Annotated in this window: 11 protein-coding genes; 9 read left to right on the top strand and 2 right to left on the bottom strand. The window is 67.8% G+C overall.

Features of this window, described 5'->3' with window-relative positions:
* The first annotated feature begins 178 nt into the window (after positions 1-178).
* The 5 genes from mrcB (at position 179) to ACCQ00_RS15350 (ending at position 7,426) form a co-directional block, all read left to right on the top strand.
* Positions 179-2,623 (top strand): penicillin-binding protein 1B, encoded by a 2,445-nt coding sequence (gene mrcB, locus ACCQ00_RS15370; RefSeq protein WP_039567999.1) that lies wholly within the window; start codon positions 179-181, stop codon positions 2,621-2,623.
* 13 nt (positions 2,624-2,636) lie between these two features.
* The gene (locus tag ACCQ00_RS15365) at positions 2,637-3,161 is read left to right on the top strand and encodes a hypothetical protein (protein ID WP_039567998.1); all 525 of its coding nucleotides are present in this window, start codon (positions 2,637-2,639) and stop codon (positions 3,159-3,161) included.
* Positions 3,162-3,439: 278 nt separating this feature from the next.
* On the top strand, positions 3,440-5,431 hold the full coding sequence (gene yoaA / locus ACCQ00_RS15360; RefSeq protein WP_039584090.1) for a DNA repair helicase YoaA: 1,992 nt from the start codon (positions 3,440-3,442) through the stop codon (positions 5,429-5,431).
* Positions 5,432-5,792: 361 nt separating this feature from the next.
* A complete protein-coding gene (gene tsaB / locus ACCQ00_RS15355) occupies positions 5,793-6,512 on the top strand; it encodes a tRNA (adenosine(37)-N6)-threonylcarbamoyltransferase complex dimerization subunit type 1 TsaB (protein WP_017155557.1) in 720 nt (239 codons plus the stop codon).
* Positions 6,509-7,426: an ADP-ribosylglycohydrolase family protein gene (locus ACCQ00_RS15350; protein WP_039567991.1), complete on the top strand. Its 918-nt coding sequence runs from the start codon at positions 6,509-6,511 to the stop codon at positions 7,424-7,426. Before tsaB ends, ACCQ00_RS15350 begins: the two co-directional genes overlap by 4 nt.
* A gap of 345 nt (positions 7,427-7,771) precedes the next feature.
* Here the strand turns inward: ACCQ00_RS15350 and tolA are convergent, their stop codons facing one another.
* Both tolA and gshB read right to left on the bottom strand, forming a co-directional pair.
* Complete coding sequence (gene tolA / locus ACCQ00_RS15345; RefSeq protein WP_039567989.1) at positions 7,772-8,647, bottom strand: cell envelope integrity protein TolA; 876 nt, start codon at positions 8,645-8,647, stop codon at positions 7,772-7,774.
* Positions 8,644-9,594, bottom strand: a complete 951-nt coding sequence (gene gshB / locus ACCQ00_RS15340; protein WP_039567988.1) for a glutathione synthase — start codon at positions 9,592-9,594, stop codon at positions 8,644-8,646. The genes tolA and gshB overlap by 4 nt, the downstream gene beginning before the upstream one ends.
* A 236-nt stretch (positions 9,595-9,830) precedes the next feature.
* Between gshB and pilG the strand changes: the two genes are divergently transcribed.
* From pilG to ACCQ00_RS15320, 4 genes are read left to right on the top strand one after another with little or no spacing between them, the layout of a single operon-like run.
* A complete protein-coding gene (pilG, locus tag ACCQ00_RS15335) occupies positions 9,831-10,232 on the top strand; it encodes a twitching motility response regulator PilG (RefSeq protein WP_005913706.1) in 402 nt (133 codons plus the stop codon).
* Between the two features lie 17 nt (positions 10,233-10,249).
* Complete coding sequence (locus ACCQ00_RS15330) at positions 10,250-10,612, top strand: response regulator (protein ID WP_005913708.1); 363 nt, start codon at positions 10,250-10,252, stop codon at positions 10,610-10,612.
* Positions 10,612-11,142 carry a chemotaxis protein CheW gene (locus tag ACCQ00_RS15325; protein ID WP_039567986.1) on the top strand — a complete coding sequence of 177 codons (531 nt, stop codon included), beginning with the start codon at positions 10,612-10,614 and terminating at the stop codon, positions 11,140-11,142. Before ACCQ00_RS15330 ends, ACCQ00_RS15325 begins: the two co-directional genes overlap by 1 nt.
* Positions 11,143-11,181: 39 nt before the next feature.
* Positions 11,182-13,218 (top strand): methyl-accepting chemotaxis protein, encoded by a 2,037-nt coding sequence (locus ACCQ00_RS15320; RefSeq protein ID WP_039567984.1) that lies wholly within the window; start codon positions 11,182-11,184, stop codon positions 13,216-13,218.
* Positions 13,219-13,301: the final 83 nt, after the last annotated feature.

The raw sequence follows: 13,301 nt of genomic DNA, 5'->3' as shown, positions 1-13,301 counted from the left end.
CAATCGTTGCATCTGCCAGCGCAGTGTACGAACCATGCCTGCTGCCGCCGAGGACACGTCGTGCCCAGCGAAGCAGTATCGGTCGTTTTGTTAGCCGCTCTTAACGGCCGACGGGCTCGGCAGGTCACAGCCATGACAGCGCTGCTAGACTCGCCGGACTCTACATTCTCGCATTCCTGTGCCCCGACGCCACGACAACGACGCTCCCGACGATTTCGAGGACGACACCAACGCGCAAGGCTCCCGCTGGCAACGCAGACTCATCGTCTGGGGATTTGCCGCGTTCGCGCTGGCGCTCGGTTTCCTGATTCCCTACACGATGTATCTGAACAAGCAGGTCACCCAGCGCTTCGGCGAACTGCGTTGGCAGATCCCGACCCGCGTGTACGGCCGGCCGCTGGTGCTCGTGCCGGGCAACGCACTGGATGCGGCCACCCTGAAGACCGAACTGGACGCGGCGTCGTACCGCGACGACGGTCAGGCGACGCTGGCCGGCACCTACCAGCAGGACGGTAGCCGCTTCACCATCGCCAGCCGCGGCTACATCGATGTGGATGGACGCGTGCCGGCGCGCCGTATCGAAGTCAGCCTGGCCGGTGGGCGCGTGGCCAGCCTGCGCGACGCCGGCGACCGCAAGGCGCTCAAAAGCGCACGCCTGGACCCGGCGCGCATCGCCACCCTGTACGGCCAGAAGCAGGAAGAGCGCCGCCTGGTGCGCATGGAAGAGGTGCCCGAACTGCTGGTCACCGGCCTGCAGGCGGTGGAAGACCGCGACTTCAATAGCCACCACGGCATCGATCTCAGCGGCATGGTGCGTGCGGCCTGGATCATGGCGCGCTCCGGCGGCCAGGTCCGCCAGGGCGCCAGTACCCTGACCCAGCAGTTGGCCCGCAGCGGCCTGCTCGGCATCGGCAAGGAACAGACGCTCACGCGCAAGTTCAACGAGATTCTGTACGCGGTGATCATGGAGGCGCGCTACGACAAGCGCACCATCCTGGAGGCCTATCTCAACCAGGTGTATCTGGGCCAGCGCGGCGGCCAGGCGATCCACGGCGTGTCCTCGGGCGCAGAGCTGTGGTTCGGCCGCGACCTCAATTCGATGACCACCGAGCAGATCGCATTGTTGATCGGGCTGGTCAAGGGGCCGTCGTACTACGACCCGCGGCGCAACCCGGAACGCGCGCTGGACCGGCGCAATTTCGTGCTCGGCAAGTTGCACGAAAACAATCTGATCAACGACGCCGAATACAAGCGCGCGCTGGCTGCGCCGTTGGGCGTGCCGACCGAGCCCGGCCTGGTCGCCGCCAACCGCTTCCCGGCCTATGTGGACCTGGTGCGGCGCCAGCTGGCGCACGACTATCCGGAAGGCGTGCTGCAGGGCGCCGGCATGAGCGTGCTCACCGGCATGTCGCCGTCGGCGCAGGCGTATGCCGAAGGCGCAGTGACCGGCACCATCAAGCGGCTGGACAACAAGAAGCGTCCGCCGCTGCAGGCGGGATTGGTGCTCACCGACGTGCATAACGGCGATGTGCTGGCCGTGGTCGGCAGCCGCGATGTCGCCAAGCCGGGCTTCAATCGTGCGGTGGAAGCGCAGCGGCAGGTGGGCTCGTTGCTCAAGCCGTTCGTTTACATGCTGGCCTTGGCCTCGCCGGACCGCTGGGCGCTGTCCAGCTGGGTCGACGACTCGCCGGTCACGGTGCAGCTCAGCCGCGGCAAGACCTGGTCGCCGGGCAATTCGGACAGCCGCAGCCATGGCACGGTGCGGCTGGTGGATGCGCTGGCGCATTCCTACAACCAGGCCACGGTGCGGGTGGGCATGCAGGTCGGCGCCGATCGTATCGCCCAGTTGATCCAGGTGCTGGCCGGCATCAAGGCCGACTCGAATCCGTCGCTGATCCTGGGCGCGACCGACCAGAGCCCGTACGGCATGGCGCAGCTCTACCAGTTCCTGGCGGCCGGCGGCGAGATCCAGCCACTGCATGCGGTGCGCGGCGTGCTCGATCCGCAGGGCAAGCTGCTCAAGCGTTACGACAAGACCCCGGCACCGGCGCAGGAGGGCGATTCGGTGGCCGCCAACCTCATCAGCATCGGTCTGCAGCAGGTAGTCAGCAACGGCACCGCGCGACAGCTGCTGGGCGATGGCCTGGGTCGCCTGTCGCCGGCCGGCAAGACCGGTACCTCCAACGACGGTCGCGACAGCTGGTATGCCGGCTACACCGGCGACCATCTGGCGGTGATCTGGATGGGAAACGACCAGAACGCCGAAACCGGCCTGTATGGCGCCACCGGCGCGATGCGGGTGTGGTCGAGCATCTTCGCCCGCTTGCCGAGTGCGCCATTGAAGGTCAGCGGCAAAGGCCTGGATTGGCAGTGGGTGGACGCCAGCGGCACCGGCGTGACCGACCCGGGGTGCCCGGGCGCGCGCCAGTTCCCGTTCGTGGTCGGCTTCACGCCGGCCTACGCACCGTGCGCGGGCAACGCGCTGTCGATCGAGGCCGCGCCCGGCGAAGCGGCCGCACCTGCCGAACAATCCAGCGGCGGTGGCTGGCGCCGCTTCTTCGGTCTGGAAAAGAAGCCCGAAGACCCTGCCGCCGCACCTGCCGCGGCCCCACCCACGCGTTGATTGGAACGACCCCATGAACCGAATGCACCGTTTGCTCGCCCCGATCGGCGTCCTGGCCGCACTCACCGCCTGCGTCAGCGCACCACCCGCGCCGCCGCCGACCCCGGTGGACCCGACCACCCCGACCCAGCGGCTGTTGATGATCGAACGCGAAGCCGGCGCGGACGACACCGAACTGTCGGTGCAGCCGCTGCGCGACCCGCAGGTGGATGATTTGCGCGAGACCGCCAAGGGCAAACGCCAGGCCGGCGATCTGGCCGGCGCCGCTGCGGCACTGGATCAGGCGCTGGGCCTGGTGTCGGGCGACCCGGCGATTCTGCAGGAACGCGCGGAAGTGTCCGTGCTGCAGGCCGACTGGCCGGCGGCCGAACGCTTCGCCAAGCAGGCGATCGACCTGGGGTCCAAGACCGGGCCGTTGTGCCGTCGGCATTGGGCGACCATCGAGCAGTCGCGTCTGGCGCGTGGCGAAAAGGAAAACGCCGCCTCTGCCAAGGCGCAGATTGCCGGTTGCACCGTGCCGGGCGTGAAGCGGTACTGAGGCCGGCGATCGGAGCGACTGCGCACACCGCAAGGCAGGCGCGCTCGATGCCTGGTGTGGCCGTGTCCGTTGCGCGCTTTAGGATGCCTGAGCACGTCGCGGCCAAGCTGGCGAGGTGCGCCCAGATGTGTAGTGCGGCTTCAGCAAGCAGGGGCAGTGCACCCGACGGTTGCCGGTGCAGCAGCGGGGATATGCGCGATCCATCAAGCCCACCCCAGGCAGCGTCATCGCGCACGCGCTAGGCTGTCGTGCTTCCTGCCCGCTTTTCGTTCGGTCCCATGTCCCAACTTGCCACTGCCAGCATCCAAGCGCTCAGCGAGGGCGGGGCGCTTGCGCGCCAGCTCGACGCGTTCGCGCCACGCGCTGCGCAATTGCGGCTGACTGAAGCCATCGCCGAAGCGTTCGAGCAGCGCGATGTGCTGCTGGCAGAGGCCGGCACCGGCACCGGCAAGACCTACGCCTACCTGGTGCCGGCGTTGCTGTCCGGGCTCAAGACCATCGTCTCCACCGGCACACGCGCGCTGCAGGATCAGCTGTTCCATCGCGACCTGCCACGCGTGCGCGCAGCGCTGGGCGTGGGGCTGCGCAGTGCGTTGTTGAAGGGGCGCGCCAACTACCTGTGCAAGTACCGCACCCAGCAGGCGCGTGGCGAACCGCGCTTTGCCTCGCCCGAACAGGTCTCGCAGTTCCAGCGCATCGTGGCCTGGAGCGGGCGTACCCAGTTCGGCGACATGGCCGAGCTGGACGCCTTGCCGGACGACTCGCCGCTGCTGCCGATGGTGACCTCCACCGTCGACAACTGCCTGGGCACCGACTGCCCGTTCTACGGCGAATGCTTCGTGGTGCAGGCGCGCCAGCGCGCGCAGGCGGCCGATCTGGTGGTGGTCAACCATCACCTGCTGCTGGCCGACCTGGCGCTCAAGCAGGAAGGTTTCGGCGAAATCCTGCCCGGTGCGCAGGCCTTCGTCATCGATGAGGCGCATCAATTGCCGGAACTGGCGGCCAATTTCTTCGGCGAAAGTTTCGGCATGCGGCCGTGGCAGGAGCTGGCACGCGATTGCATGGTCGAAGCGCGCCTGGTTGCCGGCGCGCAGGCCAGTTTGCAGGCACCGATCCTGGAGCTGGATGAGGCCTTGCGCAGCCTGCGTGCCGGCATGGAAGGGCTGCCGCCGCGCGGCACGCAATGGCGTGCGCTGGCCAAGCCGCAGGTGCGCGAAGGGTTCGACGCCGTGCTGTCGTCGCTGGCACGGTTGGGCGAATCCCTGCTGCCGCTGCGTGAGGCCTCACCGGGTTTCGACGGCTGCACGGCACGTGCGCAGGAAGCATTGAACCGCCTGTCGCGCTGGCTGGGCGAAGACCTGCCGGTGGCCGATTTCGCGCTGGATCCGCCGGAACCGGTGGTCGACAACGATGTGCTCTGGTACGAACTGAGCCCGCGCGGCTTCCGTTGCCAGCGCACGCCGCTGGATGTCTCCGGCCCGCTACGCGAACACCGCGAAAAATCGCACGCGGCCTGGGTATTCACCTCGGCCACACTGGCGGTGGGGGGCGAGTTCGACCACATCGCGCAGCGGCTGGGCCTGAGCGATCCGGTGACCTTACTGCAACCCAGCCCCTTCGATTGGGCGCGCCAGGCCTTGTGCTACCTGCCGCCGAACCTGCCCGATCCGGCCGCACGCGGCTTCGGCACTGCCTTGATCGGCGCGCTGACGCCGGTGCTGGAAGCCTCCAACGGTCGTGCGTTCTTGCTGTTCGCCTCGCACCGCGCGCTGCGCGAAGCGGCCGAAGCCTTGCGCGGCGCGCCGTGGCCGTTGTTCGTGCAGGGCGAGGCGCCGCGCGCGACCTTGCTGCAGCGGTTCCGCGATTCCGGCAATGGCGTGCTGCTGGGCTCGGCCAGTTTCCGCGAGGGCGTGGACGTGGTGGGCGACGCCTTGAGCGTGGTCGTGATCGACAAGCTGCCCTTCGCCGCACCCGACGACCCGGTGTTCGAAGCGCGCCTGGATGCGATCCGCCGCGACGGTGGCAACCCGTTCCGCGACGAACAACTGCCGCAGGCGGTGATCGCGCTCAAGCAGGGGGTGGGTCGGTTGATTCGCAGCGAAACCGACCGTGGCGTGCTGGTGTTGTGCGACCCGCGGCTGGTGAACAAGAGCTACGGGCGCACCTTCATGACGTCGCTGCCGCCGTTCGCGCGCACGCGGGACCTCGCCGACGTGCAGGCGTTTTTTGAGGAGCCGGGACTGGGTGGCATGGACCAGAGAGCCGGGTAAGGGCGGGGCCGAGTGCTCAGGGCGCTCGTGTGTCGCGCTCGCATGCAATGGCAACGTTGCCGGTCGCACTGCCCTTCGGCCCGCACCAGCGCGTGCACGCAAGCACCCGCGTGCGCCGGGTGGCATATCCGGATGCCGCCTAGGCTCCTCGAATCGATCCGTTGAACGGCGCCTTCCCGGCTCCACCCAGTCCTGGGTACCCGGTCCCGTCCATCTGCCTTTCGGTCCGCACCAGCGCCTGCACCCAGGTACCCGCGTGCACCGGGTGGCACATCCCGGATGCCGCCTCGGCGGCTCGAATCGATCAGTTAAACTTTGCACCTTCCCGGCCAGTTCCGGGTCCTGGTCCCGGCTTTCTCCCATGAACATCCTCGCCTTCGAAACCTCCACCGAAGCCTGCTCCGTTGCGCTGCACGTGGATGGACGCGTGATCGAGCGCTTCGAGCTGGCACCGCGTCGCCACGCCGAACTGGCCTTGCCGTGGGCCGACGCGCTGCTGGCCGACGCCGGCATCACCCGGCGTCAGCTCGATGCGATCGCGGTCGGCCGCGGGCCTGGCGCCTTCACCGGCGTGCGGCTGGCGATCGGCATTGCGCAGGGCATCGCGCTGGCGCTGGATCTGCCGGTGCTGGCGGTGTCCACGCTGCAGGTGCTGGCCTTGCGCGCGCCGGTCGAGGCGAGCCAGGTGCTGGCCTGCATCGATGCGCGCATGGGCGAAGTCTATGCCGGGGTATTCGCGCGCAACGAGGAAGGGCTGCTGGAACTTGTCCCGGAGCGCGTGTGCACGCCCGACGCGGTGCTCATGCCCGAGACGGCGCAGCGCGTGGCCGGCGTGGGAACCGGATTTGCGGCCGCCGACGGACTGCTGCAGCAGCGCCTTGCCGCGCAGCTGAGCAGCGTCGATGCCAGTGCCTTGCCGCATGCCGCGGATCTGCTCTCGCTGGCGGTGCCCGCGCTGCAGCGGGGCGAGGGGCTGGCGCCGGAGCGCGTGGAGCCAGCGTACCTGCGCGACAACGTTGCACTGACACTGGTCGAGCAACAGGCCGCACGCGCAGCGAAGGCCGCCACCGCCGCGCCATGACACACGGCGATCTCGAACGCGCGCGGTTTCGCGGCTGCCTGCTCGGCCTGGCGGTCGGCGATGCGCTGGGTACCACGCTGGAATTCCAGGCGCCCGGCAGCTTCACGCCGATCGACGACATGCACGGCGGTGGTCCGTTCGCCCTGCGTGCAGGGCAGTGGACCGACGACACCTCGATGGCGCTGTGCCTGGCGCACAGCCTGCTGCACCGGCAAGGCTTCGATCCCGCCGACCAGATGAATCGCTATTGCAACTGGTATCAGCACGGCTACCTCAGCAGCACCGGCCGCTGTTTCGATATCGGCAACACCGTGCGCCAGGCGCTGGAGCGCTATCTCGATGGCGGCCCCGCCTTCAGCGGCAGCGCCGATCCGCGCGCGGCCGGCAATGGATCCCTGATGCGGTTGGCGCCGGTGGCGATGTACTACGCGCATCGCCCCGACGAGCTGGGCGAGCGTGCCGCCGACAGCTCGCGCACCACCCATGCCGCCGCCGAAGCGCTGGACGCCTGCCGGTTGTTCGCGGCCCAGGTGCGGGCCGCCTTGCTCGGCGCAACGCGCGAGCAGGTGCTGCGTACGTCGTGCGAAGGAATGGTCTCCCCGGCGGTGCATGCCCTGGCCGCGCGCGACCACGCCGCGGTGCCGGCAGCGCAGGTTCGCGGCACCGGCTACGTGGTCGACGCGCTGTCGGCCGCACTGTGGTGCTTCGCCACCACCGACACATTCGCCGATGCAGTGCTGCGCGCGGCCAACCTGGGCGACGATGCCGACACCACCGCGGCGATCTGCGGCCAGCTCGCTGGCGCGTTCTACGGTGTCCAGGGCATTCCCGCCGCCTGGCGCGAACGCGTGCAGGAGGCAGCCGAGATCATGGCCCTGTCCGACCGGTTGCACGCCGCGGCGCAGGTGGCCTGAGACACCGGTCACCGCGGAGCTGCCACGCCATCTGCTGCATGCGGCAAATGACGCAATCGGCCATGCGGTTGCGCGGTCTAGGTGGGTGTGCAAGCCGATCGCAGGTCTTGATCGCCGGCCTGCTGCTGCACGTCCGCGCCGCTATGGCACCTTGGCGCTGTGCAGGCGTACAAGGCGGTGAGCAGGCCGCGCAGGGCCGCCGGCCTGGCGTCCACCCTCAGGCCGGCGGCGTCACGGTACGAGGAGGGTGCGCCGCAGCGGCGCTGATCCTGCGCGTGTGTCTTCTGTCAGGCCGGTGCCGCTCGGCTGTGGTGCCTTGCATCGGGCGGTGAACGCCCGCGGGTGTCAGCGGTCGTCGTGCAGCTCGCCACCGGGCAGGAACAGCCAGGTGCGCGTGACCTGCAGGATGTCCACATCGTCCTTGGTCTTGGGCAGGGGCGGAAACGGCTGCGCCAGTTGCACCACGCGCAACGCGGCATCGTCCAGCAACGGAACCCCGCTGGAAACCAGCACGCGGCTGCTTTCCACGCTGCCGTCGCGGCGCACGCCCACGCTGATGACCACCTTGCCGCCCAGCCGGCGGCGGCGGGCATCGTCCGGGTAGTTCAGGTTGCCGACGCGCTCGGCGCGATCCACCCAGGCGCGCAGGTAGTTCGCGTATGCATATTCGCGGGTACTGGCCGAGACGAACTTGCGGTTCGGGCGCTTGGCGTATTGCTCCGAGCGCAGATGCACTTCGGCGGCGAGCCGGGCCATTTCGGCATCGCGCTGGATGCGCTGCGCCTCGGCCGGGGTGAGCGGATCGGTCTGCGGATTCGGCTGCGGCGTCGGCACGGCCTGTTCGCCACGCCGGCTGGTCACCACGCGGGTCTGGGTGGGCTCGGGCGCGTTCACGCTGGTGGCGCGTTGCGCCTGTGGCGCCAGCCCGGTGCGGTCCTGCGGCACCACGCCTGGCTGGCTGTCCCGGGGGCGCTGTGCGGTGTCGTGATCGCCGCCGCCCTGCTGGTTCGCCTGGGCCAGGAAGTCGGCCTGCTTGGGCGTCAACGGCGTGCTGGTCTGGCTGAAGATCACATCCAGCGTCGGCACCAGTGGCGCGTCCTCGCTGACCGCAAAGCCCACCCCCAGGATCAGCACGCCATGCAGCAGCAGCGAGATCACCAGCGTCATCATCAGCCGGCGACCGTCGTCCATCGGTGCCGGCAGGGCCGCGGCCGTGCTCATTGCGCGGCGCCGGCCTCGATTGCGTCGAACAGCAGCCCGGCGATGTTCAGGCCGAACTGCGCATCCAGCTCGCGCACGCAGGTGGGGCTGGTGACGTTGACCTCGGTCAGGTAATCGCCGATCACATCCAGGCCGACGAAGCGCATGCCGCGGCGGCGCATTTCCGGGCCCACCTGCGCGGCGATCCAGTGGTCGCGTTCGGACAATGGCCGGCCTTCGCCACGCCCGCCGGCGGCCAGGTTGCCGCGGAATTCATCGCCCTGCGGAATCCGCGCCAGGCAGTAATCGACCGGCTCGCCGTCCACCAACAGGATGCGCTTGTCGCCGGCAGTGATGTCGGGGATAAAGCGCTGCGCCAGGGTCAGCTTGCGGTTGCCGTCGGTCAGCGTTTCCAGGATCACGTTGAGGTTGGGGTCGCCGCTGCCGCTGCGGAAGATCGAGCGTCCGCCCATGCCGTCCAGCGGCTTGAGCACCGCCTGGCCATGTTCCAGCACGAAGGCCTTGAGCGCGGCCGCATCGCGGCTGACCAGGGTCGGCGGGCAGCATTGCGGGAACAGCAGTGCGGCCAGCTTCTCGTTGTAGTCGCGCAGGCCCTGCGGGTCGTTGACGATCTGCGCGCCGGCGCGTTGCGCCACGCTCAGCACCTGGGTGTCGTAGACGAACTCCGCATCCACCGGCGGGTCCTTGCGCATCAGCACCACCTGGCCGGGCCCGAACGCCAGGTCGGCGAACTCGCCCAGCGTGAACCAGCCGGTCTTGTCCTCTCGCACGCTCAGCGGCGCCACCTGCGCCACCGCGCGCCCTTCGCGCAGGCTGAGCCCGCCGGGGCGCACGTAGTGCAGGCGGTGACCACGGCGCTGGGCTTCCAGCAACATGGCAAACGTAGTGTCTTTGGCGATCTTGATGGAGGCGATGGCATCCATCACCACAACGACGTCGAGCGACATGGGGCTAAACCTTTCGAACAAGCTGCCGATGGTAACTTCAAGCGATGGGCGATGGCGCGCCCGGTGGGTCGTAGTGCGCGACTTGCCGGCCGGGACGCACCCAGACGTGGTCGGAACGTCCGCCTGGCGGGGCCCCGGCAATGCGCCCTTGACAGTCGATGCGGGTCTTGGGATATACATGCAGTTTCGTAGCGACGTCGGAAGGGATGAAGCGTCGCGCGCCCGGGGATATTTGCATGAGTGAAAACATTGCTGCGGGTGGGGAACTCGCAGGACTGAAGGTGATGGTGATCGATGATTCGAAAACCATTCGCCGCACCGCCGAAACGCTGCTGAAGCGGGAAGGTTGTGAAGTAGTGACAGCAACGGATGGTTTCGAGGCACTGGCCAAAATTGCGGACCAGCAACCTCAGATCATTTTCGTCGACATCATGATGCCGCGCCTGGATGGGTACCAGACGTGCGCGTTGATCAAGGGCAACCAGCTCTTCAAATCGACGCCGGTGATCATGTTGTCGTCCAAGGATGGCCTGTTCGACAAGGCACGCGGCCGCATCGTCGGTTCCGAGCAATATCTGACCAAGCCGTTCACCCGTGAAGAACTACTGAGCGCGATCCGCACGTACGTCCACGCCTGACCAGGGGGAAAGGCAACATGGCTCGAATTATATTGATCGAGGACTCGCCCACCGACAGGGCAGTCTTCAGTCAATGGCTGGAAAAAGCAGGCCATACGGTCGTCGCCACCGATAATGCAGAAGAGGGGCTTGAGCTGGTTCGCAGCCAGGCGCCCGATCTTGTGCTGATGGATGTGGTGTTGCCCGGCATGAGCGGCTTCCAGGCAACCCGTGCTCTCGCACGCGACCAGGCAACCAAGGACATTCCCGTGCTGCTGGTCAGCACCAAGGGCATGGAAACCGACAGGGCCTGGGGTCTGCGACAAGGTGCCAGCGACTACATCGTCAAGCCGCCGCGCGAAGACGATCTGATCGCGCGCATCAGACAATTGGTGCGTTGATGCGCTCTCCATTCGACATTCTCGAAGACTACGAGCGCCGTAGTCTTGCGCACGCCACGCCACTGCCGGAACGCCAGTTCTCGGCCGATATCTGGCGCGGCGTGGGGTATCGCGTCGGGACCCGGCGACTGGTCTCGGACTTCCGCGAAGTGGCGGAAATCGTGCCGATGCCGCCGGTCACTCCGGTGCCGGGCGCGCAGTCCTGGCTGCTGGGCGTGGGCAACCTGCGCGGCAATCTGTTCCCGGTGATCGACCTGAAGCAGTTCCTGGAGGGCCGTCGCACGGTGCTGCAGGAAGGCCAGCGCGTGCTGATCATGCGTCAGGCCGGCGGCGACGTCGCGCTGACCATCGATGAGCTGTACGGCCAACGCAGCTTCGAGCAGGTCCAGGCGGTGGAACCGGGCGAGTTGGCGCAAGGCCGCTACGCCCACTTCATCGACCGTGCCTTCCGCAACGAGACGCAGGACTGGGGTGTGTTTTCCCTGGCGTTGCTGTCGCGCACTCCTGAATTCCGGCAGGCCGCGGCCTAAGCCGCGACCCCGCCACGTCATACAGATCGAGGTCGAACCATGAGTACCGCCCCGGACGCCCGCAAGACCAACAAGCTCGGCAGCGTCAGCACCAGCTTCTGGCTTGGCTTGCTGGTGTTGTCGATGATCGTGTTTGGCGCCAACACCGGCGTTGCGACCTGGCAGGGCAGTCGTCTTGCCGGTGCCGGCACCGGTGCGGCCGACTTGCAGGTGCTCTCGCAGCAGCTGGCCAACCAGGGCCGCGAAGCGGTGTCCGGCGACGCCAAGGCCTTTGCCGCCTTCAAGGAAACCAAGGGCCGCATCGACAGCACGGTCAGCGAACTGGATGGCCGTTATGGCCAGGAAAGCTCGATCGCCAGCTCGATGGCGCAGCTCAAGGCGACCTGGGTGCCGCTGAGCAAAAACGCCGATCAGGTCATCGCCAGCGAGCCGGCGGTGCTGGGTCTGGCCGGCAACGCCGAACGCTTCTCCGGCAGCGTGCCGCAGTTGCAGGCGCAGTTGAACGAAGTGGTGCGCGCGATGACGGTCAGCGGCGCGCCCGCCTCGCAGATCTACAACACGCTGCAGCAGGTGGTTGTCGCCGGCACCATGGCACGCCGGGTCACTGAAATGCGCGCCGGTGGTGCCAATGCGGCCGCCTCGGGCGACGCGCTGGCACGCGACTCGGTGGTGTTCACGCAGATGCTCGAAGGCCTGCGCACGGGCAACGAAGAACTCGGCATCGCCGCGGTGCGCAACCCGGCCGCGTTGTCGGCGCTGGAGCAGTCGCAGGCGCAGTGGACGACGATGAAGAAAGACGTCGACGCCATCCTCGCCAGCTCGCGTAACCTGTTCGCCGCACAGTCCTCGGCCGCCGCACTGACGGCTGGCTCGGGCAAGATGCTCGACGACAGCAAGAAGCTGTTCGATGCCTTCTCGGCGTTCGGTTCGGTGCGCGACACGCGCCTGTTCCCGAACTTCTGGCTGGGTGTGGTGTCCGGCCTGGTCGCGCTGCTGGCGATCATCGGCTTCGTGTGGAGCTCGGTGCGCGTGCGGACCCGCGAGCAGGACGTGCGCTACCAGTCGCAGGTGGAATTCAACAGCCGCAACCAGCAGGCGATCATGCGGTTGCTGGACGAAATCAGCTCGCTCGGTGAGGGCGACCTGACCGTGAAAGCCTCGGTGACCGAGGACATGACCGGCGCGATCGCGGACGCGATCAACTACGCCGTGGACGAACTGCGCCACCTGGTGACCACGATCAACGACACCTCGGCCAAGGTCGCCGTGTCGACCCAGGAGACCCAGGCCACCGCGATGCAGCTGGCCGACGCCGCCGGCCAGCAGGCCAACCAGATCACCACCGCCTCCGAGCGCATCAGCGAAATCGCCGCCAGCATCGAACAGGTGTCGCGCAACTCCACCGAGTCGGCCGAAGTGGCGCAGCGCTCGGTGGTGATCGCCGCCGAAGGTGCCGGCGTGGTGCGCGAGACCATCCAGGGCATGGACCAGATCCGCGACCAGATCCAGGAAACCTCCAAGCGCATCAAGCGCCTGGGCGAATCCTCGCAGGAGATCGGCTCGATCGTGGAACTGATCAACGACATTTCCGAGCAGACCAACATCCTGGCGCTCAACGCCGCGGTGCAGGCCGCCTCGGCGGGCGAGGCCGGTCGCGGTTTCGCGGTGGTGGCCGACGAAGTGCAGCGCCTGGCCGAACGCACCTCCGGCGCGACCCGGCGGATCGAAGGCCTGGTGCAGACCATTCAGGCCGATACCAACGAGGCGGTCAGCTCGATGGAGCAGACCACCTCCGAAGTGGTGTCCGGTGCGCGCCTGGCCGAAGACGCCGGCACCGCGCTGACCGAAATCGAGCGCGTGTCCAACGCCTTGAACAACCTGATCAAGAACATCTCCATCGCCGCGCACCAGCAGTCGGCCGCAGCGACGGATATCACACAGACCATGGGCGTGATCCGTCAGATCACCAGCCAGACATCGCAGGGTGCGGAGCAGACGGCCGAGTCGATCGGCAACCTGGCTCAGCTCGCTGCCGATCTGCGCCGTTCGGTCGCCGACTTCAAGCTGCCGGCGTGACCACGACGCGGAACGGGAAAGGATCAGCAGATGGCGCGTAGTAGCGTTACGTCGATGCAGGAAGTGACCGGTTGCCGCGCTGG

It is taken from the genome of Xanthomonas sp. NCPPB 3761 (genome assembly GCF_041475705.2).
In the GTDB taxonomy this organism is placed as follows: Bacteria; Pseudomonadota; Gammaproteobacteria; order Xanthomonadales; family Xanthomonadaceae; genus Xanthomonas; species Xanthomonas phaseoli.
Note: the sequence above shows the minus strand (reverse complement) of the source record. Positions and strands in the feature narration are given on the sequence as shown.

Coding starts and splice junctions, on each gene's coding strand:
- ACCQ00_RS15330 (WP_005913708.1), top strand. CDS start 10,250: ATGGCTCGAATTATATTGATCGAGGACTCGCCCACCGACAGGGCAGTC.
- pilG (WP_005913706.1), top strand. CDS start 9,831: ATGAGTGAAAACATTGCTGCGGGTGGGGAACTCGCAGGACTGAAGGTG.
- ACCQ00_RS15365 (WP_039567998.1), top strand. CDS start 2,637: ATGAACCGAATGCACCGTTTGCTCGCCCCGATCGGCGTCCTGGCCGCA.
- ACCQ00_RS15320 (WP_039567984.1), top strand. CDS start 11,182: ATGAGTACCGCCCCGGACGCCCGCAAGACCAACAAGCTCGGCAGCGTC.
- ACCQ00_RS15350 (WP_039567991.1), top strand. CDS start 6,509: ATGACACACGGCGATCTCGAACGCGCGCGGTTTCGCGGCTGCCTGCTC.
- ACCQ00_RS15325 (WP_039567986.1), top strand. CDS start 10,612: ATGCGCTCTCCATTCGACATTCTCGAAGACTACGAGCGCCGTAGTCTT.
- gshB (WP_039567988.1), bottom strand. CDS start 9,594: ATGTCGCTCGACGTCGTTGTGGTGATGGATGCCATCGCCTCCATCAAG.
- yoaA (WP_039584090.1), top strand. CDS start 3,440: ATGTCCCAACTTGCCACTGCCAGCATCCAAGCGCTCAGCGAGGGCGGG.
- tolA (WP_039567989.1), bottom strand. CDS start 8,647: ATGAGCACGGCCGCGGCCCTGCCGGCACCGATGGACGACGGTCGCCGG.
- tsaB (WP_017155557.1), top strand. CDS start 5,793: ATGAACATCCTCGCCTTCGAAACCTCCACCGAAGCCTGCTCCGTTGCG.